Genomic DNA, 22,638 nt, shown 5'->3' with positions numbered 1-22,638 from the left:
TATTTAGCTAAACCAATTATTTTAGTCAATCGAAACTAAAATTTATAGCCTGTTTTCTGACTAAGAGATTCAGACCTTTCCAGCGACAAATCCGGTACTCCATGCGGCTTGGAAATTAAAGCCACCTGTTACGCCATCTACATCCAATACTTCGCCAGCAAAGTAAAGATTTGGGCACTTCCGGCTTTGCATGGTATTGAAGTCTACATCACTAAGCGCTACGCCACCGGCCGTTACAAACTCTTCTTTAAAAGTGGTTTTTCCTTTTACCTGATATACATCATTGGTGAGAATATTGATCAATCGGTTTAGGTTTTTCTTACCAAGTTCATTCCATGGAGCATCCAGATTGACTTCTACTTTCTCCAGCAAAAACTCCCACAAACGGTTAGGCAATTCAAAAGGGTTTCGGTTACGAACCTTCCGCTTGGCCAAATCAGGCATAGCTTGGTTCAATCGATCGCGCAAATCATTCTCGGTAACTTCTCCCAACCAGTTAATCTGCACTTTAAAATCATAGCCCATTTCTTGAAGCAATCGTGCGCCCCAAGCCGAAGTTTTAAGTACAGCTGGCCCACTCATGCCCCAGTGCGTAATCAACAACGGCCCCGACTGCTGTAGTTTTGTGCCTTGAACGCGCAACATCGCATTAGGCACCGAAAGCCCCATTAAGCTTTTGACATGCTCTTGAGGCATATTAAAGGTGAAAAGCGAAGGCACTGGCTTTACGATTTCGTGGCCCAATTCCTTAAGCCAATTGAAACCTTCTACTTTAGGACTTCCTCCCGTAGCCACAATCACCTTGTCAAACTGGAGATTTTTATCGCCTACCTTCAATCTGAAACCCGCATTATCAGGAGTAATTGAATGAATAGTGCTGTTCAAGCGGATGTCTATTTTCAGCTTGCTTGATTCTTTCAGAAAACAATCGATAATCGTTTGGGAACTGTCCGTAACTGGAAACATTCGATTATCGGCTTCAGTTTTAAGCATTACCCCACGTTCTTTAAACCAATCGATGGTATCGGTAGTGGTAAACTGGCTAAAAACCTTTTTCAGTTGTTTGTTGCCTCTTGGATAGAACTTTACGAGTTCGCCATTGCTGAAACAGGCATGAGTTACATTGCATCGGCCACCACCAGAAACCTTTACTTTAGACAGCAGCTTTCCTGTTTTTTCAAAAAGCACCACCTCACTTTCGGGTTCATGAGCTTTGCACGAAAAAGCCGCAAAAAAACCTGCAGCCCCACCTCCTATAACAGCAATCTTCCGGTTCATAGCCTGTAAAATTAAGAGGCTTTTTGATAGTAATTGCTTATTGAGATTTTTAAAGTCGGCTTGAAGGAGTAATTCTCAAAAGTGAATTACTCCTTCAAGTGTCATAAGAAATTCAAAACTGACTTATTCAATTCTCAACGTTTCCACAGGATTGGATTTAGCCACCTTTAAAGACTGAACACTCACGGTAAGCAGAGCAATCAACCACGAACCTACACCCACTAATAGGAATATCCCAAAGCCAATAGAAATACTGTAAGCGTAACCTTGTAGCCAATTATTCATCAAATAATAAGTTAGCGGAGCAGCAATTACAAAAGCAATGAGTACGAGAAGCGTAAAACGTTTGGAAAGAATTATAACGATTTGCTGAACCGAAGCGCCAAGCACTTTGCGAATTCCCATTTCCTTTAGCCTTTGGCGAACCGTAAAAGAAGCCAAACCGAACAATCCAAGCGAGGCAATGATAATGCCCAGTATAGAAAGAATACTGATAACAGACGTAAGCTGCTGTTCAGAGCGGTACATTTCATCGATGTGTTCTTCCAGAAACTTATATTCGAACGGGCGATTTGGAAAAAGCTCATCCCAAACACCTTCAATTTCAGCAAGTCCTTCTTGAATTTTTCCACCTTTAACCTTCACGTTAACCTCATTCCAGCCTCCAAAACCAAGTCCACTCTTAATCTGATTGCTCATAAAAAGGGGCTCAACTTTCAGGTTCAACTTGTTGTAATTAAAGTCTTTAACAACCCCCACTACTCTCCCAAGGGTATCCACTCCGCCAAAATGGAAAGGCATTCCTATCACATCTTTATCGCCAGCGCCTAATTCTTTAGCCAGTGCTTCGTTTATCACAAAACTCATTCCTTTGGCATCATCCGCATAATCTTCACTCAAAGCCCTTCCTTCTTTCATCTCCATTTTATAGAAGTCGAAGAAATTATTCTCAACCACAACAAATGAACTCGAGCTGTAAATCATAGCCGTATCTGCTCGGTATTGCATGCTTGTTTGATGAAGGTTATTTCCCAGCCTTTGACTGGTTGCCGTAACTCCTGCTATATCTGGTAAGTTGTTCAGCTCAGACCTCAGCAAATCATATTTTTCATTTGTATCAGGATACATTTGAATGGCCACAACATTGTCTTTCTCAAAACCAAGATTGAGATTTTGCATATAATTCAGCTGGTCGGTTGCAACAACTGTCCCTATGATAATAGCGATGGCAATGGCGTACTGAAAAACCACCAAAGTATTTCTGAAAAATGAAGCACCTGATTTGATCATACTGCCTTTCAAAGCAGTAACTGGATTGAATCCGCTCATTACCAAAGCCGGGTAGATTCCCGAGAAGAAACCAATGATAATGGTGGTGCCCAAAATCAGTAAAAGATTGAGGGGTTGAACGAAAAGTGTGAGGCTTAATTCTCTATCAATAATATGATTGAGCGGTTTGATAGCCAAAAAGCATAAACCGAAAGCCAATAAAAGTGCTATAAAAGTGAGCAGAATAGACTCGATCATAAATTGACCTGTAATTTGGCTTTTGAATGCCCCTATTGACTTTCTCACCCCAACTTCTCTCGACCTTGTAGCGGCCCTTGCCGTAGAAAGGTTCATAAAGTTGATACTGGCGATTAGTAAAACAAAAAATGCCAGTATGAGGAAAATATTCACCGAGCTTCGAGCAAACTTATTGTAGTTATTGTAATCATGGGTAATATCCATTGACCCAAGGTGAACATCCGTTAAAGGTTGTAGAAAAAGTGTATATGACTCCAAAACATCATCACCCATATATTTCACCAGAAAATCATCAAACTTAGCATCGAGAGCTTTTGGATCTGCACCAGGAGCCAATTGCAGATAGGTATTCAGATAATTACTACCCCAACTATTTTGTCTTCCTTCATCATCCCAAAGCCTAGTACTCATTAACGCATCGAACTGCAAATGAGAACTTTCAGGTATATCTTCGAAAATACCAACTACTTTAAGCTGGTTGTCAGCACTCATTTTAATAGTCTTGCCTATCGGATCTTCAGTGCCAAAGATTCTTTTAGCCAAGGTTTCACTCAAAAAAGCATCGAAGTTATCTTGAAAAGCATTGGCTCTGCTTCCTTCAATAAGCTTGAAATCGAACATCTGCAAAAACGAAGTATCCACTCTCACCAGATTTTCCATGTAAACTTGCTTATTGTTGTACTCAACAAGTGCTCTTCCTGCCGTCCAATAGCGTGTGAAATTCACCACTTCAGGGTAATCGGCCATGATATTTGGCCCCATAGGAAACATGGAGAGCGCCACCTTCTGCTCTGATACCGCGCCAAAGCGTTGCACTTCATCCAAGCGATAGATATTAGCTTTCTTTTCATGAAATCCATCAAAGTTCAGCTCGTTATTTACAAAGAGTAGAATCAACAGACAGGCAGCCATACCAAGAGCAAGCCCTGTGATATTGATAAACGAGTAACTTTTGTGTTTCAGTAAGTTGCGAAAGGCGATTTTGAGATAGTTTTTATACATGACCAGTGGATTATAAAATTTGAATTTTCTTCTTAAATGTGCGTTGCGGAGGGAAAGTAAAACATCAATGTAAAAATGGGCTTTGGCTCTAAATGGCCCTTTTTCTTCCACCCTTGCGTGAAAAAGTTCTAACAAGTCGCCTTCAAAATCATCGAGAATGGCATCGGCAACGATAATGCGCAAAAGCTTTTGGGCCAACTTAGGTGGAGCTATGGTTTTCATTCTTGAGTTGAAAGTTGTGGAATTACATTCCAGAAAGATTGACGGATATTCTGAGCTTCTCTAAGTGCTTTAAAGCCGTAGGCGGTAACTTTAAAAAAGCGTTTGCTCTTGCCCCCACGGGTTTTGGTTGCCCCTCCTACACTAGACTCCAAAAAGCCTTTGTCTTCGAGCCGATACAATGAAGAATGGATTGCACTAATATTCGTTTTTCTATCGGCCCTCTCCTCTATTTCTGCTTTTACTGAAACCGCATAAGCATTGTCGAGCAAAGCGGCCACAGCCAACAAAACCAGTTCTTCGAATTCGCCCAGATTATCTCCTTTCATTCTATTATCATCAGTTTTGTAAACAATATACTTGAAAGTTTCAGAATGGTAACTAAAATATTAGGTATTTTTATAGGTGGTTGAAATTTGAGAATCCTTGAGCGTTGGATTCTACCGAGTTTGAGAATCTCAAAGAACTCCTTTCAAACCAAATCAGAATATTTCTCCCCTGTGTGAAAAAATATTCATGGGTTTGTGGAAGAATCTCTCGGTTTTGATGATTTCATTCTGAAGTCCAGTCTTTATAAAACCCACTCAAAACACTACATATCAATCAATTACAATTTCAATATGAATTGTTACTCACTTTGGTATTCGAATTGAACCTTAACAGGCGAACCAAATTTTAAATACCATGAGTGCAACAACAGATAAAATGAAAGGCAACTGGAATATTGTAAAGGGTAAGTTGAAACAACAATATGCTGATCTTACTGATGATGACCTTACTTATGCAGAAGGTCAAGAAGACGAAGTATTGGGTCGTATTCAGAAGAAAACTGGTAAGGCCAAGAGCGAGATTAAGGACTTTATTGATTCTATTTAAGTCCTATTTCTGGCAAAAAAATCCAGACTTACCCACACAATAACCGATTTGAATTGAATTAGGCCGGCACAGAAGGTGTCGGCTTTTAAACATTAAAAACATTATGGAAAATCTAAAAAATAAGAAGGTTGCGATTTTAGCAACCAACGGTTTTGAAGAATCCGAACTCATTTCACCTAAACATGCTCTGGAACAAGCCGGAGCAAAAACCGAAGTAGTATCTATCGAATCTGGAAAAATCAGAGGATGGGCCAATGGAAATTGGAGCCACGATGTTACGGTAGACGTCCTTTTGAACGATGCTAAAGCAGAAGATTACCATGCACTGGTTTTACCAGGAGGTGTAATCAATCCCGATCAATTGCGAAGAGACGAAAAAGCGGTAAGCTTTGTGCGCGATTTCTTTAAAGCTCATAAGCCAGTAGCCGCAATTTGCCACGGTCCTCAAATGTTAATTGAAGCGGATGTGCTTCAAGGAAGAAAAGTAACTTCATTTTCTTCTATTAAAAAGGATGTTGAAAATGCAGGCGCCACTTGGGTAAATGAATCCGTTGTGGTAGACGAAGGACTTGTGACTTCGCGAAGCCCGGAAGACCTTGACGCTTTTAATTCTAAAGTGATAGAAGAAGTAGCCGAAGGCAAACACGAAGAACAGACAGTTTAAAATTAACTGATCATTAGCAGAGGCTGAATTATAAGAAGTCTGGTAACTGAACTCGCTTCAGACCACTAATCCAGACAATTGAATCTTTTAATTCAGCCTTATTTTATTCCCTTCTAACATAGCCATCTCAAAATGGTTAGTCTTATATCACCCTAACTTTAAAGCCATGGAAACCAATCAGTTTAGTCATTTAAAGGCCATCTACATCAATTGTACTTTGAAGAAATCTCCAGAAAAAAGCCACACACAAGGTTTGATGGACGTTTCTCAGCACATTATGAAAAAGGAAGGTGTGTCATTTGAAAACATTCGTTTTGTAGATCACGAAGTGGCCAACGGGGTTTATCCTGATATGACCGAATATGGTTGGGAAAAAGATGAGTGGCCTGACTTAGTTAAGAAAATTCTGGAGGCTGACATTCTCATTATAGGTACGCCTATTTGGCTTGGAGAGAAATCTTCAATTTGTCAAAAGCTGATAGAGAGGCTTTATGCAATGAGCGGAAAAATGAATGACAAAGGCCAATACCTTTTCTACGGAAAAGTTGGAGGTTGTATCATTACGGGAAATGAAGATGGCGTAAAACATAATGCCATGTCTATTCTATATGGCCTTCAACACGTTGGCTATTCTATTCCGCCTCAGGCCGATTGCGGCTGGATTGGTGAAATTGGCCCTGGCCCTAGTTATTTAGACAAAGAATCGCATGCGGCTAAAAATGAATTCACAAACAGGAACACCACTTTCATGACTTACAATATTCTGCATTTAGCCCGAATGCTAAAAGCTGAGAACGGTTATCCCGCTTACGGAAATTCAAGAAAAGATTGGGATAATGGGGAACGTTGGAGTTTCGAAAACCCAGAATATCGTTAAAACGAATTTCAGAAAACACAGCTAAATGGCCAGCCAGAAAATAATATCGACCCGCCTATTCATTCTGCGGCCATAAGAGGTTGAATTGTCGTAAGTAGGATTGAAAAGTCCAAAATCTTTGATTTCGATAGATTCCTTCTTCACTTTTTTGCAAGCCAGCAAAACTTCTATCACAGATTCGCTTCTTCTTTCAGAAAGCATTTCGTTAAACTCCTTCCCTCCTATATTATCAGTGTGGCTATGCACAGTAATAATATAATTGTGCACGTTAGGAATGGAATCTAAAAAATGAAGCAATTTTTCGGATTGCTCACGATCTACATAAGAACTTCCACCACCAAAATAAACGCTTTTAATGTAAGAAGGCTCTCCAAAGCTTTGCGCATGAGCGGAAAACACTAAACCCAAAAACAAACTGATCAGTAGCGGTTTCATTTCTATTAAGTTATGCCTTTCCCATCATTAAATCATGTTTCGATTTGAAAAACACTTCCGTCCATTAATTTTTTATGATATTCGGCAATAATCCATTTAAAATGAAACACCTTATTGTGGTTATGGGCATTTCCGGTTCCGGAAAAAGCACTGTGGGAAATCAGCTGGCAAAATCTCTTTCTATTCCCTTCTTAGATGCCGATGATTTTCACCCAAAAGCCAACGTAATGAAAATGAGTAGCGGGCAGGCATTAACTGATGAAGATCGTTGGCCTTGGTTGGCTGCCATTGTAGAGCATGTTTTGAATTCGCACAGAGGTGAATTTGTATTGGCTTGTTCTGCATTAAAACAGAGCTATCGGGATTATCTGTCTCAAAGGTTAAAAACTGACTTTGTGTTTCTGGAAATCACTGAACAAGAAGCCTTCAACCGACTTTCCAAACGCAGTAGCCATTTTATGCCTTCTTCTTTAGTAAAATCTCAAATAGAAACATTAGAAGTTCCCGAAGTGGCCATCACGGTTAAGGCGACTACAGAAATTCAAGAAATCATCAACTTTGTAAGCTCTCATTTTCAAGGAAAGAAATAATAGTATATCTTCTGGACTGATTTTTTGAGACCATGAATGAAGCCCAATTGATTTTTGCCATAGTTTCTGGCATTGCCCTACTTCTTATTATGATTATGAAAATGAAGCTCAATGCATTTTTGAGCTTATTGGCAGCCAGCATTTGGGTTGGGCTCTGGGGTGGTCTTTCTTTCGATATGGTTATTCAATCGATTTCAGACGGCATGGGCGGTACGCTCGCTTTTGTGGCTACAATTGTTGGATTAGGCGCTATTTTCGGAGCTTTATTGGAACACTCTGGCGGAGCCCAAGCCTTGGCGCAGTTTTTACTGAAGAAAGGTGGAATGCAAAAATCGCGTTTAGCTCTACTGATTACAGGTTTTATCGTTTCTATTCCCGTGTTTTTCGATGTAGGCATCATCATCCTCTTCCCTATTGTAAAAGCTTTAGCAAGAAAAATAAAAAAGAACGTACTATACTTCGCCCTACCTCTTTTAACAGGACTGGCTATTACTCACAGCTTTATTCCTCCAACACCCGGCCCAGTAGCCGTGGCCAACATTCTAAAAGTTGATCTTGGCTATGCCATTGTAGTGGGATTAATTGTAGGGTTGCCCATAGCACTGTTTTGTGGGCTTTTCCTGAGTAAATTCATAACACCCAAAGAATATATTGAATCAGAAACTGAGACTTCAGTTTCCGCCAAACAAGATTATGATGAGAATTTAGTGAAAATCATTTTTCTAGTTTTAGGCTTGCCAATTGGACTGATCCTTAGTGGCTCACTCTTCAAAACTTTGGCTGAACAAAACATAATAGCCGACAGTACTTGGGTAAAAGCATTAGGCTTTATTGGACATCCATTTGTTTCACTCTTGATTGCCACATTCTTGGCGCTTTATTTTCTAGGCGTCAAAAAAGGGATTGGGAAACAAGAACTTTTCGAAGTAAGTAATAAATCCTTAGCTCCTGCGGGTTCCATTATTTTAATTACTGGAGCAGGTGGCGTTTTAAAGCAAATGATGGTGAATACAGGGATTGGCGAAATGATAGCCAACTCTATGCAAGGTTCGGCCTTTTCGGTTGTGCTTCTAGCCTATATTGTAGCTGCGCTGGTTCGTGTAATGCAGGGCTCTGCAACGGTTTCTATGCTTACAGCCGCGGGAATTGTAGCCGCTGTAATTGTAAATATGGATTTGGCCATGCTGAATAAAACCTTGATTATGATGGCTATTGCGGCTGGTTCCATCATTCTATCGCATGTAAACGATAGTGGTTTCTGGTTGGTGAATCGTTATTTAAACCACAACGTTCAGCAAACACTGAGATCATGGACAATTCAATCGACCATGATCTCAGTAAGCAGTTTTATTTTAATTTTTGTACTCTATCAGCTGATTTAATTACCACTCTGTGTGGAAAATGCCTTCACGATCCGTACGCTCATAAGTATGAGAACCGAAATGGTCGCGCTGCGCTTGAATCAAGTTCAAAGGTAATCGGCCAGAAGTAAACGCTGAGAAGTAATTGAGTGAAGCTGCAATTGCAGGAATTGGCAAACCTGCTAAACTTGCTTCGCTAACCACTTTTTGAGCTGTTTTCACTAAAGGTTTTACTTTTTCAGCAATAGCAGTATCGAGTAAAATGTTTTTCAAATCAGGCTGTGCATCAAATGCCTTTCTGATATCTTCCAAAAGCGCAGCTCTGATGATACATCCGCCACGCCAAATTTTAGCGATGGTTTCCAAGTGCAAATCATACTTATACTCTTTCGATGCTTCAACCAATTGCTGTAAACCCTGAGCGTAAGTCACAATAAACGTAAAGTAAAGCGCATCCTTCACTTCTTGTTCTGTAAGAGAAACAGTATGCCCCTCGCCTGCTGCATATAGGCTTTCAGCTTCAGTTCTATCACTTTTGAAAGAAGAAATTTCTCTCATGCTTACTGCCGAATCTACAGTAGGAATAGGAATCCCCAAATCCATGGCATTTTGAGAAGTCCATTTACCTGTTCCTTTCTGCTTGGCTTTATCTAGAATGACATCAACCAAATCAGCATCGCTCAAATCATCTTTCTTAGTGAAAATCTCAGCAGTGATTTCCACCAAAAATGACTGCAATTCCGATTTATTCCACGCATCAAAAGTTTCATGAAGTTTGTCATTAGAGAAACCCAGCCCCTTCTTCATCACAAAATAACTCTCGGAAATCAGCTGCATCAGTCCATATTCTATGCCATTATGAACCATTTTCACATAGTTTCCGGCAGAGCCATTTCCTAAATGTGCCACACAAGGTTCGCCTTCAACTTTAGCGGCTGCCGCTTCAAAAATCGGTTTGATGTGCTCATAAGCCTCGCGGTCTCCTCCAGGCATAATGCTTGGCCCTCTTCTGGCTCCTTTAGCACCACCAGAAACTCCTGAACCAAAAAAGTGAATACCCGATTTGGCCAAATATTCAAATCTTCTATCCGTATCGGTAAAGAATGAATTACCACCATCAATGATAATATCACCTTCTTCTAGTAAAGGCAAAAGATCTTCAATTACATGATCTACCGGTCCACCTGCTGGCACCAAAAGCATAATTTTTCGTGGTTTGGCCAATTGGCTTATAAATTCGCTTTTGTCTTGGGTAGCTTTAACTTTCTTCTCTTTTCCTTCTTCCTCCAAGGAAGCTACCTTTTCGGCATCTAAATCAAGTCCGATAACAGAAAAATCATGGTCGGCAACATTCAGAATAAAATTGCGGCCCATTACACCAAGGCCTACTAGGCCGAAATCGTATAGAGTTGAACTCATTTAATCAATATTTTAGAAAAGCTTGTCTCAGACTTGGTCAACATAAGTCTGCTTTGATTAGTTTTGGAACTAAACCGAAATTCAACGGTTTTTACAAAGAAAAGAACCTTATACATTCCCAACAATATAAATGAAGAAAACTGACAATCAGGTGCTGGTAATTTTTGGGGCATCAGGAGACTTAACCCAAAGAAAATTAATACCAGCAGTTTTCAACCTATTCACAAGAGGCTTTCTACCAGAATGTTACGCCATTTTAGGGGTTAGTCGCACAGAATATACAGATGAGGAGTTCCGAAAGAAAGTGGTGTTTGACAATGAGCATCTGAAATTGGCTGGAAATGAAAAGCCTGAAGCTATTGAGGCCTTTTCTAAACTCGTTTTTTATCAACCATTAGACACAAAAGACCCTGAGCATTACAATCAGCTGAAGCAAAGGCTGAATAAAATTGATACAAATACTCAAACCTGTCACAATTATATTTTCTATTTATCCACCCCCCCAAGCCTTTATGGGACCATTGCCGAAGGACTTACCAATGCGGGATTAAACAATAGATCTGACAGTTGGAAAAGGTTAATTGTAGAAAAACCTTTCGGTTATGATTTAGAATCTGCTAAAAAACTGAATCAAGATTTACTTAACCATTTTGATGAAGAACAGATTTATAGAATCGATCATTACTTAGGTAAAGAAACGGTTCAAAATATGTTTGTAACGCGTTTTGCAAATAGCATTTTCGAACCACTTTGGAACAGAAATTATATTCACCGAGTAGAAATTACCGCTGCGGAAAGCGTTGGTGTTGAAAAACGAGGCGGTTATTACGATGGCTCTGGTGCCTTGCGCGATATGGTTCAAAACCACTTATTGCAAGTATTTGCGCTTGTGGCCATGGAACCACCAGTTAAGGCCGATGCCGAATCCATCAGAAATGAAAAGCTGAAAGTATTCCAATCTCTTCGCCCTTTAAGTTTAGATGACATCAAAAACAATGTCATTAGAGGCCAATACACTGAAGCGAATATTAAAGGTGAGAAAGCAATTTCTTACAGAAATGAAGAAGGCGTAGATCCTGAATCAAAAACGGAAACCTACGTAGCCATGAAATTCTTTGTGGACAATTGGAGATGGTCAGATGTGCCTTTCTATATCCGTACTGGCAAAAAACTTCCAACTAGGGTTACAGAAGTAGTGATCCATTTTAAACCAAACCATCATCATTTGTTCAAAAACCATAATCACATTGCGAACAATCAGAATAGCTTGGTGATTAGAATTCAACCTAACGAGGGTATTTTGCTCAAGTTCGCCTTGAAAATTCCTGGGGCTGGTTTCAATACTGAGCAAGTAAATATGGATTTTCACTATGATGATTTAACGGACGTTTACGTGCCAGAAGCATACGAGAGGTTGATTTTGGATTGTATGCAAGGCGATGCAACCCTTTACGCTCGTGGCGACAGTACCGAAGCAGCTTGGGAGTTCATCAATCCAATTCTAGAAGCTTGGAAAAACGATGACAGCATTCCGGTTTATGGTTATCCTGCTGGAACCTGGGGGCCAGAACATGCCGATGATTTAATTGATGGCGAAAACATGATGTGGCGCTACCCATGTAGCAACTTAACTGACGACAGTAACTATTGCGAACTGTAAAATGAAGACTGAAATATTCAAAAATCCTGAGGCAACTGCTAAGGCCTTTGCCGACCACTTGGTTGAAAAACTAACTCAGGTTAATAGATTAAATATTGCCCTATCGGGCGGAAGTACCCCTAAATTACTTTTCAGCCTGTTGGCTGAAAAGTATGCTGATAAAATCGATTGGACCAAACTTCAATTTTATTGGGGAGATGAGCGTTGCGTTCCCCCTACCGATGACGACAGCAACTTTAAAATGACTCAGGAGCGATTGTTTTCTCAGGTTAATCTTCCAGAAGAAAACGTCCACAGAGTATTGGGAGAAAATGATCCAACAGAAGAAGCTCAACGATATGGCGAATTGATTAATGACAATTTACCTTCCGTAAATGGTTTGCCTCAATTCGACATTATTATGTTGGGAATGGGTGAAGATGGCCACACGGCTTCCATTTTCCCTCACCAATTGGAATTATTGAAAGATTCGAACACTTGTGCCGTTGCGGTTCATCCGGAAAGTGGTCAAAAAAGGGTTACACTGAACGGACCCGTGATCAACAATGCCAAAGAAGTTTGCTTTTTGGTTACGGGAGAAGGTAAGGCTGAAAAGATTGAAGAGATTTTCAATTTCAATGGCAAGTGGCAAAGCTACCCTGCCGCCCATATTAAACCAGAACATGGAGATTTGATTTGGTTTATGGACAAAGCTGCCGCTTCAAAGCTCTAACATCTTCTTTTTAAGGGAATTTGCTTGCTTTTATTTTTCGTTTCTATTTAATTGACATTATTGTATAATATATGAAACGAACTGGAATAGGTGAATTTGAAGAGTTGGTGCTTTTAACCATCTGCGTTTTGAACAATGAGGCTTACGCCTTTAGTATCAAAACGGAAATTGAAGAAAGAACAGAGCGCGATCTTAATATTAGCGCCATTCACACCACGCTTTATCGCATGGAAGAAAAAGGATTACTGACTTCACATATGGGCGATTCGAACAGTGTTCGTGGCGGAAAAAGAAAAAGGCTGTTTGCCGTAACTCCTTTTGGCATCAAATCACTCGCAGAGATCAATGCAATGCGATCTCAACTTTGGTCTGACATACCCAATGTAGTTTTAAACGGATTGGGCTCATGACAAACATTCAACCTCCCAAATTTTTTAATCACATCCTCGAACGCATGTTTCCCTCTTCCCAAATGGAAGAGATTGAAGGCGATTTGCGAGAAGACTTTTACTATAATCTTAAGCGAAAGGGACCCACAAAAGCCAAACTCAAATATGCTTTTGATGTAATCAAGCTTTTTAAACTCTATTGGCGCACCAGAAGGCAAAAACGAAAAACTCAATACATGAAAACGCTATTTTTTACCCATCTCAAATTTGGTTTCCGCTCTATTCTGAGGCAGAAGTTCTACCAACTACTCAATATCACAGCCCTAACACTGGGTTTCAGTTGCTTCGCCTTGATCTTTCTTTTTGTCTATAATCAAAAGCATCTTGACGACTTTTTGGAACATCCCGACCGCATTGTAAGGTTGAGCACCTATACAAAAGACCGCGAAGGTTCAGGGATTCATATTGGCCTACCGGTAGTGTTAAAAAACGAAATGCCCGAAATTGAAGGATATAGCTTTATAAGTAAATCTACCGGTGAAATTCAAACCGAGGACTTAAAAGAGACTTTTGAAGAAACAATAACAGCTGCCAATGAAGATTTTCTAGATATTTTTGAATTGAAACTATTACTGGGCAGGAACTTCAATCCTGAGTTAAAAGAAGCTATTATTTCGAAAGGAATTGCTGAAAAACTGTTCTCCAAAATCGATGTTATCGGAGAAAAAATCCTTATTAAAAGAGGACAAACTACTACTGAATATACAGTTTCAGGAATCATCGAAAACGTCCCGATCAATTCAAGCTTTAAAGCCAATGTTATAACACCACTCAAAACCAATTCAACTTATTCGGATCTCAACTCAAATTTGATTCTTTCACAATTGGCTTATTTAAAACTCAGCCCTGGGGCCGACAAAGAAGAGGTAGCACAAAGAATACCTTCAGTACTAAAATCACATTCGAAAAATGAGACCGTTCTTTCTTATAATTATATTTTTAGAGATATAAATGAAATCAAATCAGATATCCGAATTTCTGACAGCTTCATAGCCAGTATCGATGGACAAGTAATGAATATCTTCTCACTTGTAGGATTGGTTGTTTTGGTACTCACAATTGCCAATTATGTGAATCTTTCGGCTGCCATTGCACTTAAAAAGACTCAGGAAATGTGCGTAAAGAAAGTGATGGGAGCTTCGAAAAAGAACCTGATTTCTCAACAATTAATCGAATCTTCCCTTGTCTGCTCGATTGCTCTTTTTTTCACTTTTGCAATCGTTAGGTATTCAGTAAGCCCAATCGAAAGCTACATTAATTTAAAACTCTTGTTCACATTGACCACTTCGGCTAATGTAATTGGCATTCTTATAATGATATTATTAGGGCTAACTCTATTGGGAGCCCTTTACCCTGCAGTTATTCTTTCTAGCATTAAATTCAGTGAATATCTGAAAGGAAAAACCTTGTATTCCCCTAAGAGCAAATGGATAAGAAATGGACTTCTATTGATACAATTTTCAATTTCTACCTTTTTGATTGTGGGTTCATTAACCTTTATCAAACAGTTCCATTTTATCAATGAAAGCCATCACTTAAATGATGTTAGCAAAGTATTGATCGTATCAGGAAAAATTGGAACAGAATCATCAGTACTAAAAAATGACCTTTTGACTTTAGGAGAAGTGGAAAGAGTAAGTGTTACCACATTGGCTCCTGGTCCGGGTTACAATAAAAGAGGAAGTATAGGATTACCAGATTTTGACAAGACTTTTGACTTTCACATTATAGATCAAGATTTTGTTGATGTGATGGGACTTCAGATTGTAACCGGTGAAGATATTCACAAGGATGAGAGTCACAGTAAATATCACGTTTTAGCTAATGAATCTCTTGCCAAAATAACAGATAAAGAAATAGTTGGCATGCAAATGAAAGTGTTTGGAGACGAAGAGAGTAAGATCATTGGGATTGTTAAAGATTTCCCAACAGGAAGCATTAAATCTAAAGTTGAGCCAGCCATTTTTATACAGGCAGAATTAACTGAAGAGATGAAAAATTCCATCAACAAAGTGGCGATTAGGTTAAAGTCTGGTGATGTTAAAACAGCTTTGAGTAAAATTGAAGAGGTTTGGAATAAAGATTTACCTAACGAACCTTTCGATGCCGAATTCTTAGATGATCGGATAGAACGCATTTACACCGCGGACATGAAAATGGGGCAAATATTCGGCATGTTTACCACCATTGCGGTTATCATTTCGTGCCTCGGAATTTTCGGGCTTCTCACCTATTTGGTACAAGTAAAAATGAAAGAAATAGGTATAAGAAAAGTATTAGGTGCCAACCTACTTTCATTAACCAAATTGCTTACAGCCAACATTTGGAAAGTATTGATTGTGGCCAGTTTAATTGCCTTTCCACTCTCTTATTATTTCTTGAAAGATTGGCTAGCATCATTTGCGTACCAAACTGAAATTGATGCCTCACTATTTTTAGGCACATTAGCAGTTTTTTCCGGTATCATCCTTTTAACTGTATTGTTTCAAATTGGCAGGGTAAGCCGATTAAATCCAACAGATGTTTTAAGAACTGAATAAAGGGCTTGAAAATAAAAACTCTCCAAAATCTCGATCAATTCGTTAAGGTTTTGGAGAGTTGATTTCTTCTTAGAAAATACTAAAAACTATCCGAAGCTTTATAGGCTTCTATTACAGCTTCTTCGCCTTCTTTACCCGATTTCGAATTGCCATGTTCCATTCCTACAATGCCTTTAAAGCCTTTCGAATGAATATGACCAAAAACGTTTTTATAGTTGATTTCTCCGGTAGTTGGTTCTTTTCTTCCAGGATTATCCCCCACTTGGAAGTAAGCAATCTCTTCCCAAGCAGCATCGATATTAGGAATCAAATTGCCTTCAGTAATTTGTTGATGGTAAATATCGAACAAGATTTTACATGATGGACTGTCTACCGCTTTGCAGATTTCATAACCTTGAGCTGCTTTAGAAAGGAACAAACCTGGGTGGTCTCTCCTATTCAATGGCTCCAAAACCATTATCAATCCATGAGATTCTAAAATATCTGAGGCTTGTTTCAGGCTTTCTACCACATTAGCAGTTTGGTAGCCCTCATCTTTTCTTAAATCCACAAAACCAGGCACTACAGTCATCCATTTGGCATTAACGCGTTTCGCGACTTCAACTGAAGCTTTTACTTCTTTCAAAAACTGATCTCTGTAATCTTGTTTTCCACTCGTTAAATTCGGTTCCGTCCAAAAAATAGTATGCGCCACAAAAACACCCATTGCCATACCGTGTTTTTCCATTCGAGCGGCTATTTGCTTTTGATCTTCCAAAGGACGGTTTCGCATTTCATTGTCTTCCAAAGATTTGAACCCTCTTTCGGCCATAAAATCAAGTTCGCTCAAGAAACCTCCTGGCGCTGAATTTCTGAACATCCCAAAATGCGGGGCATAATTCAGCTTAAAGCTAGTTTGTTCTTTTGACGATGTAAATGCGCTTGATTTTGGAGCCATACTAAAGCCAGCAGCGGCAAGTGCTCCCGTGTTTAAAAAATCTCTTCTTTTCATTTTTCTGAATTGCTGATCTACAAGATAATCATTTCATCTTTCCGCACCAGCCCGACTTATGCGAGCTTAAAATAGAAACAAAATTCAGCTAATGAATGGCAACTTTCATTTGATATTCCCTTGGTGAAAGGTCGTTCTCTTTTTTAAACACGCGATTGAAATAAGAGATGCTGTTGAACCCACATTCCATGCACACTTCTTTAATGCGTTTTTTAGGATCATTCAATAAACTGGTTGCCCTTTTTATCCTTTCATTGTTAATGAAATGGACTGGAGAAATGCCTAATTCATTTTTAAAAACTCTATGGAAGTTAGACTCACTCATGTAAGCCATTTTGCTCAAATCATTGATTGTAAGTTGTTGGTCAAGATTTTCTCTAATGTACCTGATGATGTACGCCAACCGATTTTGATCACTTAAATTAAAGGCCTGTTCACTGTAGATTTTTCGGCTATCGGCCTGAAGTGTTCTTACGATCAGTTCGCGTAGCATATTCTCAACAAACATATCTTTTGAAGGGTGATTCTCCGTGAACAAGAACAGCAAACGCTGAATAATCTGATAAATCGCGATGTCATTCGTAAAGTGAAAATTGTAATTCATCATGCTCCATTCTCGATCATCGGCTTTAGGCATCAGTTCATTCATTTGCCCAATTACTTGATGAATCTTGTCGTCATCAATGCTCATCGCCAAACATTTGGTTGGATTGTCCATTTCTGCTTCAGGAAAGTCAATGCACATCAATTCATTGGAAGGCAGAATCAGAGATTCACCCGGCAGAAACTCAAAGGCCGGTTGCTTTCTTAAATGCATCACCTTTTTGCCCATGAGCATACTGGCTAAAACGGGTTGATCGAATCGAAGTAGAATTTGCTCAGCTTGTTGGTGCGTTTCAAAAACGTGCATTTCTGCATGCTGCAAAGTGTAAGTAGTTTGGTTTTCCACCAAGGTCTCTAATCTTCTTCCTTTGTAAAAACTATCCGACAATTCCATAACTCAACTTTTATTTAGAAGCTCTTTCAGCCAATTCTGATTGAATCAAATTAACTAATAATTAGACAGTTAGAGTCTACATACCCTGTCTTAGTCTACAATTGCAAGTATTGTTCAAGCAATTGAGAGTATAGGTCAAGCAAACGATTTCCACAATATATAATTTTGATTGAAAGGCTAACAACAGAAGTTAAACAATCATTAATAGCCTGAACAAAAAATTTGTTAAACCATAAATAATCAGACGATGAGCGAGATATTAACCACTGCCAGTTCGGTAGTAGAAAAACCAAAATTCAAGGATCAGTACGAAAACTTTATTGGTGGAAAATGGGTGGCTCCTGTTAAAAGAGAATACTTTGAAAATATTTCTCCAGTAGATGGAAACAGCTTCACCAAAGTGGCCAGGTCTACTGCCGAAGATGTTGAGTTGGCGATAGACGCAGCCTGGGAAGCTGCCAAAACTTGGAATCACACCTCGGCTACAGAACGAAGCAATATTCTGCTAAAAATTGCCGATAAAATGGAAGCCAATTTAGAGATTTTGGCAAGAGCCGAAACTTGGGACAACGGTAAAGCTCTCCGCGAAACCCGAGCAGCTGATATGCCTCTAGCAATTGATCATTTCAGATATTTTGCAGGCGTAATACGCGCAGAAGAAGGAACAGTAAGTGAACTCGATTCCAATACCGTTTCCATGAATATTTTAGAACCATTAGGTGTAGTTGCGCAAATTATTCCGTGGAACTTCCCTATTCTAATGGCTGCTTGGAAGATAGCTCCCGCCCTTGCTGCTGGAAATTGCGTGGTTTTAAAACCTGCTGAACAAACCCCTGTTGGTATTTTGATTTTGATGGAACTGATCGAAGACATTCTTCCTGCTGGAGTTCTCAATGTAGTCAATGGTTTTGGTGTGGAAGCTGGCAAGCCCTTGGCATCTAGCCCAAGAGTAAAAAAAGTTGCCTTTACTGGAGAAACCACCACAGGCCAGCTGATTATGCAATATGCTTCTAAAAACATTGTGCCTGTTACGCTAGAATTAGGTGGAAAATCACCGAATGTCTTCTTCGAAAGTATCATGGATGCCGATGACGACTTCTTTGATAAATGTTTGGAAGGAGCTGTAATGTTTGCCCTAAATCAGGGCGAAGTTTGTACTTGCCCTTCGCGCATGCTGGTTCAAGAAAGCATTTTCGATGCCTTTGTAGAAAGGGTTGTAGAAAGAACTAAAGCCATTAAGCTCGGCCATCCGTTAGACCCAAACACTATGATGGGCGCACAGGCTTCAAACGATCAGTACGAGAAAATTCTAAGCTATATCGAATTGGGGCAAGAAGAAGGTTGTGAGGTGCTGACTGGTGGCAAACCAGCTATCAACGATGGACTTGAGGGCGGTTTTTACATTCAACCGACTATTCTGAAGGGCAACAATAAAATGCGCGTTTTCCAAGAAGAAATCTTCGGTCCTGTGGTTTGTGTCACTTCTTTCAAAGATGAAGCAGAAGCCATTGAAATTGCCAATGACACTCTCTATGGTTTAGGTGCAGGCGTTTGGACGCGTGACACTCATCAAGCATTTCAAATTTCACGGGCTATTGAGGCAGGAAGAGTTTGGGTGAATTGCTATCATGCTTACCCTGCTCATGCTCCATTTGGAGGTTATAAAAAATCAGGGATTGGTCGCGAAACTCATAAAATGATGCTTTCACATTATCGTCAAACCAAAAACATGCTGATTTCCTACGACAAAAAAGCTCTAGGCTTCTTTTAATAATTAATGGTTGAACGGGTAAACATATCGCCAGAAGCCAGAAAGGTGATCGATAAATTAAAGCAAAGCCATCCCGCTCTGATTTTCCATCAGAGTGGTGGCTGTTGCGATGGCTCCTCTCCCATGTGTTTTCCCAAAGATGAACTGATGCTGAATGAAAATGACATTTGGTTGGGCAAAGTACATGACTGCAATTTCTACATGTCTAAAGATCAATTCGAATACTGGAAACATACACAACTCACTCTGGATGTTGTTAAGGGCAGAGGTTCAAGTTTTTCGCTTGAAATCCCATTAGGAATTCGGTTTATCATTCGGTCAAGGATGTTCACCGAAGAAGAATTAAAAGATTTACACCCCATTAAAATGGCTAATGAAGTATATTAAAGATTTTCAATTAAGAATTGAAGCAAGCAATAAAGAATGATATTCATATGTTTGTAGTTAAAAGCAAAAAACGAACTATGAGATTCACATTCTTCTTTCTTTTCACTTGTCTATCTATTCAAACTTTGATTTCTCAAGATTCACTAATTACAATCAAAGGAGACACAATCAGCGGCAAAATCAAACTTTTGAATTCTAATAATAAGGTACCTTATGCGTTGATAGACAATGAGGAGGGTAAAAGTAGAATTCCAATTTTAGGTATAAAAGAAATAGAGCACTCAGAGCACGGTATTATTGAACCAATAAAAGTTGGAAGTCAATACAAATTAGCTCAGCGTATTAGCGATGGATATCTTAGCCTTTTCAAATTCTCTTCTTCAGACAATGTAGACAAATTCGACACGGAACTGTTGCAGAAGGAAACTGGCGAGAACTTGATTGTCCCTGGCTATTTTGGCTTTAGAAATCGAATGACAGAATTTTTGATAGATTGCATTAACATTTCTTCCAAAATTGACAGCAAAGAGCTGGGTAAGGACGATCTTACACAAATAATTGATGACTACAATGGTTGTATTGCCAGTAGAACACAAAAAAAATCAATAGCTGAACCATCTGACTCTCAACAAACAGATACTATTCTTGCCTTATTGAACGACTTTGAAACTCTTCTAAAATATTCCAATAAGATAGATAATAAGGAAAATGTTAATAAGATTTTATTGGAAATTAGAACAAATCTAAGTCAAACAAATTCCATTCCTACATACCTTATAAATACGCTAAAAACAGCGGTTTCTCAAGATGAAAATCTTCTTTCAATAGTTGAAAAACTTGAAAAGCAAACCCCATAGCAGATCAGTGATTTTCTAATCACTGATCTGCTATCCTAATAAATAATATTCTCATTCTATTTAAACAAGAAAATTCATTGCGAGATTCATCATTAAACTTGGTGTAGAGTTATAGAAATTTTCAGATCAAATTAAGGAGTATTCTCAAATAACTATTCTAAGATGTGCAGTGAGAAAATTTTCATCTACTAAACTAACTAATCAATAACTATTCAAGGAAGTCTAATCGGTTTCACAACATAGACATACTAGACTTCCTTAACCTTTTATAAAATCTGATTTGGCTCATTCGGCAGTTGGTGGTACTTTCCTAGCAAAGTAAATAGTTAGCGCCATATACTTTAACCAAACATCAGCCGAATGACCAAACGATCATTATCTTTTGCCGCAATTGCTTTGTTGGCATTTTCCTGCCAATCTTCCAATGTTCCTTTCTCAAAAAAAGATGTTAAACATGCCCAAAAGCTCTATGGGTTAGAATTTGACAAGGAGAACATCAAAACCATGCACAATTACTTGGGCAGAAACTTAACAGGCTACGATTCAATTAGAAAAGAATCAATTGACATTAATGTAGCACCTGCTCTCAGTTTCGATCCGCGACCAAGCAGCTTCAATGCTCCTTCTGCCCCTTCAACTTATACATGGGAACCTGAGGCCATTGATTTGCCTGCAAACAAAGAGGAACTCGCTTTCTTCTCCATAAGACAGTTGGCCTACTTGTTGAAAAATCAAAAAATCACTTCGGAAGAGCTGACCGAAATCTACCTGAACCGCATTGAAAAGTATGATCCGAAATTACAGGCAGTCATTACCGTTACCAAAGAACTCGCTCTAAAGCAAGCCAGAAAGGCCGATCAAGAAATAAAAAGTGGAAACTATAAAGGTCTTCTCCATGGAATTCCCTACGGAACCAAAGATTTAATGGCGGTTGAAGGTTACCCAACAACATGGGGTGCCGAGCCTTACAAAAATCAGCAGTTCGACTACACAGCTTCGGTTGTAAAACAATTAGAAGAAGCCGGAGCAGTATTAATCGCAAAGTTAGTATCAGGTACTTTGGCCCGTGGCGATGTTTGGTTTGGTGGCCAAACCAAAAACCCTTGGGATTTATCTCAAGGAGCTAGTGGTTCTTCAGCAGGTTCAGGGTCAGCTACTTCAGCAGGTTTGGTGGCCTTTTCTTTAGGTACCGAAACTTTAGGCTCCATCGTTTCACCAAGTACAAGATGTGGCGTTACAGGGTTGAGACCATCTTACGGAAGAGTAAGCAGAACGGGCGTTATGACACTCTCATGGTCCATGGACAAAGTGGGGCCAATTTGTAGATCGGCCGAAGATTGTGCCATCGTTCTATCCCACATTTTGGGCAAAACTTCTGATGACCCTTCCGTTATGGAATACCCCTACGGAGTAAACCCAACTAAAGACATTTCAAAATTAAAGGTTGCCTATTTAGGTTCCGACTTCGCCAGAGATTCCAGTGCAGTAGGTAATAATGCCCGATCTGCGATGGAAAAGCTAAAAGCTATGGGTGTGGAAATGAAGAATGTAAGCTTGCCTAATCCAACACCAAGCAATATTTACGACATCGTTTTAAGAGCAGAATCTGGAGCCTTCTTTGATGAACTGATCCGAAGCGGTGATGTAGATAAACTGGTTGAACAAGATGAAAGATCCCGAGCCAATTCGCTACGCCAATCTAGGTTTATTCCTGCCGTGGAATATTTACAAGCTAACAGAGAGCGTAAAATTTTAATTGAGGCCATGCACAAGTTGATGAAAGAATATGATGTGGTCATAGCGCCAACTTTTGGCAGCAGGCAAATGCAGATTACCAACCTCACTGGTCACCCAGCCTTGGCAGTACCTACAGGTTTTGATTTAAAAGGTAGACCAACGAGTATTACTTTTTTAAGCAATCTGTTTGAAGAAGATAAAATCTTAGAATTGGCTATGGCCTTTCAACAAAAAACTGAATTTGACGATTATCAACCGCCAACTTTTGCCGTAAAATAACATACTGAAA

The 22,638-nt window shown here is 39.3% G+C and carries 20 protein-coding genes; 13 read left to right on the top strand and 7 right to left on the bottom strand.

From position 1 onward, the window contains the following. Positions 1-69: 69 nt before the first annotated feature. The 3 genes from ACXACJ_RS07040 to ACXACJ_RS07030 all read right to left on the bottom strand — a co-directional run bounded on the left by ACXACJ_RS07040 (position 70) and on the right by ACXACJ_RS07030 (position 4,355). A complete protein-coding gene (locus ACXACJ_RS07040) occupies positions 70-1,278 on the bottom strand; it encodes a BaiN/RdsA family NAD(P)/FAD-dependent oxidoreductase (RefSeq protein WP_475133637.1) in 1,209 nt (402 codons plus the stop codon). Positions 1,279-1,401: 123 nt separating this feature from the next. Then, on the bottom strand, positions 1,402-4,029 hold the full coding sequence (locus tag ACXACJ_RS07035) for an ABC transporter permease (protein WP_475133636.1): 2,628 nt from the start codon (positions 4,027-4,029) through the stop codon (positions 1,402-1,404). Continuing rightward, the gene (locus tag ACXACJ_RS07030; RefSeq protein ID WP_475133635.1) at positions 4,026-4,355 is read right to left on the bottom strand and encodes a PadR family transcriptional regulator; all 330 of its coding nucleotides are present in this window, start codon (positions 4,353-4,355) and stop codon (positions 4,026-4,028) included. Before ACXACJ_RS07030 ends, ACXACJ_RS07035 begins: the two co-directional genes overlap by 4 nt. A 355-nt stretch (positions 4,356-4,710) precedes the next feature. Here ACXACJ_RS07030 and ACXACJ_RS07025 point away from each other — a divergent pair, with 355 nt between their 5' ends. The 3 genes from ACXACJ_RS07025 (at position 4,711) to ACXACJ_RS07015 (ending at position 6,443) form a co-directional block, all read left to right on the top strand. Then, entirely contained in the window at positions 4,711-4,902 is a 192-nt protein-coding gene (locus tag ACXACJ_RS07025) for a CsbD family protein (protein ID WP_475133634.1), read from the top strand. 103 nt (positions 4,903-5,005) lie between these two features. Next, positions 5,006-5,566 carry a type 1 glutamine amidotransferase domain-containing protein gene (locus ACXACJ_RS07020; protein ID WP_475133633.1) on the top strand — a complete coding sequence of 187 codons (561 nt, stop codon included), beginning with the start codon at positions 5,006-5,008 and terminating at the stop codon, positions 5,564-5,566. 166 nt (positions 5,567-5,732) lie between these two features. After that, positions 5,733-6,443 carry a flavodoxin family protein gene (locus tag ACXACJ_RS07015; RefSeq protein ID WP_475133632.1) on the top strand — a complete coding sequence of 237 codons (711 nt, stop codon included), beginning with the start codon at positions 5,733-5,735 and terminating at the stop codon, positions 6,441-6,443. Positions 6,444-6,464: 21 nt separating this feature from the next. Here the strand turns inward: ACXACJ_RS07015 and ACXACJ_RS07010 are convergent, their stop codons facing one another. Continuing rightward, on the bottom strand, positions 6,465-6,878 hold the full coding sequence (locus tag ACXACJ_RS07010) for an OmpA family protein (protein WP_475133631.1): 414 nt from the start codon (positions 6,876-6,878) through the stop codon (positions 6,465-6,467). Positions 6,879-6,979: 101 nt separating this feature from the next. Here ACXACJ_RS07010 and ACXACJ_RS07005 point away from each other — a divergent pair, with 101 nt between their 5' ends. Then, a complete protein-coding gene (locus tag ACXACJ_RS07005) occupies positions 6,980-7,468 on the top strand; it encodes a gluconokinase (RefSeq protein WP_475133630.1) in 489 nt (162 codons plus the stop codon). Between the two features lie 32 nt (positions 7,469-7,500). Next, complete coding sequence (locus tag ACXACJ_RS07000) at positions 7,501-8,850, top strand: GntP family permease (protein WP_475133629.1); 1,350 nt, start codon at positions 7,501-7,503, stop codon at positions 8,848-8,850. Here the strand turns inward: ACXACJ_RS07000 and gndA are convergent, their stop codons facing one another. After that, positions 8,851-10,248, bottom strand: coding sequence for an NADP-dependent phosphogluconate dehydrogenase (gndA, locus tag ACXACJ_RS06995; protein WP_475133628.1), 1,398 nt, complete (start codon positions 10,246-10,248; stop codon positions 8,851-8,853). Between the two features lie 130 nt (positions 10,249-10,378). Here gndA and zwf point away from each other — a divergent pair, with 130 nt between their 5' ends. From zwf to ACXACJ_RS06975, 4 genes are all read left to right on the top strand, one after another. Next, positions 10,379-11,908, top strand: a complete 1,530-nt coding sequence (gene zwf / locus ACXACJ_RS06990; RefSeq protein WP_475133627.1) for a glucose-6-phosphate dehydrogenase — start codon at positions 10,379-10,381, stop codon at positions 11,906-11,908. 1 nt (position 11,909) lies between these two features. Further along, the gene (gene pgl, locus ACXACJ_RS06985; RefSeq protein WP_475133626.1) at positions 11,910-12,620 is read left to right on the top strand and encodes a 6-phosphogluconolactonase; all 711 of its coding nucleotides are present in this window, start codon (positions 11,910-11,912) and stop codon (positions 12,618-12,620) included. A gap of 71 nt (positions 12,621-12,691) precedes the next feature. Next, entirely contained in the window at positions 12,692-13,030 is a 339-nt protein-coding gene (locus ACXACJ_RS06980) for a PadR family transcriptional regulator (RefSeq protein ID WP_475133625.1), read from the top strand. Continuing rightward, positions 13,027-15,609: an ABC transporter permease gene (locus ACXACJ_RS06975; RefSeq protein WP_475133624.1), complete on the top strand. Its 2,583-nt coding sequence runs from the start codon at positions 13,027-13,029 to the stop codon at positions 15,607-15,609. Before ACXACJ_RS06980 ends, ACXACJ_RS06975 begins: the two co-directional genes overlap by 4 nt. Before the next feature lie 79 nt (positions 15,610-15,688). Here the strand turns inward: ACXACJ_RS06975 and ACXACJ_RS06970 are convergent, their stop codons facing one another. Together ACXACJ_RS06970 and ACXACJ_RS06965 are read right to left on the bottom strand one after the other, a co-directional pair. Next, positions 15,689-16,600 carry a hydroxypyruvate isomerase family protein gene (locus ACXACJ_RS06970; RefSeq protein WP_475133623.1) on the bottom strand — a complete coding sequence of 304 codons (912 nt, stop codon included), beginning with the start codon at positions 16,598-16,600 and terminating at the stop codon, positions 15,689-15,691. An 88-nt stretch (positions 16,601-16,688) separates the two neighbouring features. Further along, positions 16,689-17,597, bottom strand: coding sequence for an AraC family transcriptional regulator (locus ACXACJ_RS06965; RefSeq protein WP_475133622.1), 909 nt, complete (start codon positions 17,595-17,597; stop codon positions 16,689-16,691). A gap of 247 nt (positions 17,598-17,844) precedes the next feature. Between ACXACJ_RS06965 and ACXACJ_RS06960 the strand changes: the two genes are divergently transcribed. The 4 genes from ACXACJ_RS06960 to ACXACJ_RS06945 all read left to right on the top strand — a co-directional run bounded on the left by ACXACJ_RS06960 (position 17,845) and on the right by ACXACJ_RS06945 (position 22,628). After that, positions 17,845-19,368, top strand: a complete 1,524-nt coding sequence (locus ACXACJ_RS06960; protein ID WP_475133621.1) for an aldehyde dehydrogenase family protein — start codon at positions 17,845-17,847, stop codon at positions 19,366-19,368. 6 nt (positions 19,369-19,374) lie between these two features. Further along, on the top strand, positions 19,375-19,755 hold the full coding sequence (locus ACXACJ_RS06955) for a DUF779 domain-containing protein (protein ID WP_475133620.1): 381 nt from the start codon (positions 19,375-19,377) through the stop codon (positions 19,753-19,755). 77 nt (positions 19,756-19,832) lie between these two features. Then, complete coding sequence (locus ACXACJ_RS06950; RefSeq protein WP_475133619.1) at positions 19,833-20,612, top strand: hypothetical protein; 780 nt, start codon at positions 19,833-19,835, stop codon at positions 20,610-20,612. A gap of 360 nt (positions 20,613-20,972) precedes the next feature. Beyond that, on the top strand, positions 20,973-22,628 hold the full coding sequence (locus tag ACXACJ_RS06945; protein ID WP_475133618.1) for an amidase: 1,656 nt from the start codon (positions 20,973-20,975) through the stop codon (positions 22,626-22,628). Positions 22,629-22,638: the final 10 nt, after the last annotated feature.

It is taken from the genome of Roseivirga sp. AWQ4_251, assembly GCF_056158225.1.
The sequence above is the reverse complement of the archived record's forward strand: the minus strand, read 5'-3'. Positions and strand labels throughout refer to the sequence as shown.

What these genes read in the sequence shown, in the direction of transcription:
- ACXACJ_RS07040 (WP_475133637.1), bottom strand. Translation starts at nt 1,278, where the DNA reads ATGAACCGGAAGATTGCTGTTATAGGAGGTGGGGCTGCAGGTTTTTTT.
- ACXACJ_RS07035 (WP_475133636.1), bottom strand. Translation starts at nt 4,029, where the DNA reads ATGAAAACCATAGCTCCACCTAAGTTGGCCCAAAAGCTTTTGCGCATT.
- ACXACJ_RS07030 (WP_475133635.1), bottom strand. Translation starts at nt 4,355, where the DNA reads ATGAAAGGAGATAATCTGGGCGAATTCGAAGAACTGGTTTTGTTGGCT.
- ACXACJ_RS07025 (WP_475133634.1), top strand. Translation starts at nt 4,711, where the DNA reads ATGAGTGCAACAACAGATAAAATGAAAGGCAACTGGAATATTGTAAAG.
- ACXACJ_RS07020 (WP_475133633.1), top strand. Translation starts at nt 5,006, where the DNA reads ATGGAAAATCTAAAAAATAAGAAGGTTGCGATTTTAGCAACCAACGGT.
- ACXACJ_RS07015 (WP_475133632.1), top strand. Translation starts at nt 5,733, where the DNA reads ATGGAAACCAATCAGTTTAGTCATTTAAAGGCCATCTACATCAATTGT.
- ACXACJ_RS07010 (WP_475133631.1), bottom strand. Translation starts at nt 6,878, where the DNA reads ATGAAACCGCTACTGATCAGTTTGTTTTTGGGTTTAGTGTTTTCCGCT.
- ACXACJ_RS07005 (WP_475133630.1), top strand. Translation starts at nt 6,980, where the DNA reads ATGAAACACCTTATTGTGGTTATGGGCATTTCCGGTTCCGGAAAAAGC.
- ACXACJ_RS07000 (WP_475133629.1), top strand. Translation starts at nt 7,501, where the DNA reads ATGAATGAAGCCCAATTGATTTTTGCCATAGTTTCTGGCATTGCCCTA.
- gndA (WP_475133628.1), bottom strand. Translation starts at nt 10,248, where the DNA reads ATGAGTTCAACTCTATACGATTTCGGCCTAGTAGGCCTTGGTGTAATG.
- zwf (WP_475133627.1), top strand. Translation starts at nt 10,379, where the DNA reads ATGAAGAAAACTGACAATCAGGTGCTGGTAATTTTTGGGGCATCAGGA.
- pgl (WP_475133626.1), top strand. Translation starts at nt 11,910, where the DNA reads ATGAAGACTGAAATATTCAAAAATCCTGAGGCAACTGCTAAGGCCTTT.
- ACXACJ_RS06980 (WP_475133625.1), top strand. Translation starts at nt 12,692, where the DNA reads ATGAAACGAACTGGAATAGGTGAATTTGAAGAGTTGGTGCTTTTAACC.
- ACXACJ_RS06975 (WP_475133624.1), top strand. Translation starts at nt 13,027, where the DNA reads ATGACAAACATTCAACCTCCCAAATTTTTTAATCACATCCTCGAACGC.
- ACXACJ_RS06970 (WP_475133623.1), bottom strand. Translation starts at nt 16,600, where the DNA reads ATGAAAAGAAGAGATTTTTTAAACACGGGAGCACTTGCCGCTGCTGGC.
- ACXACJ_RS06965 (WP_475133622.1), bottom strand. Translation starts at nt 17,597, where the DNA reads ATGGAATTGTCGGATAGTTTTTACAAAGGAAGAAGATTAGAGACCTTG.
- ACXACJ_RS06960 (WP_475133621.1), top strand. Translation starts at nt 17,845, where the DNA reads ATGAGCGAGATATTAACCACTGCCAGTTCGGTAGTAGAAAAACCAAAA.
- ACXACJ_RS06955 (WP_475133620.1), top strand. Translation starts at nt 19,375, where the DNA reads ATGGTTGAACGGGTAAACATATCGCCAGAAGCCAGAAAGGTGATCGAT.
- ACXACJ_RS06950 (WP_475133619.1), top strand. Translation starts at nt 19,833, where the DNA reads ATGAGATTCACATTCTTCTTTCTTTTCACTTGTCTATCTATTCAAACT.
- ACXACJ_RS06945 (WP_475133618.1), top strand. Translation starts at nt 20,973, where the DNA reads ATGACCAAACGATCATTATCTTTTGCCGCAATTGCTTTGTTGGCATTT.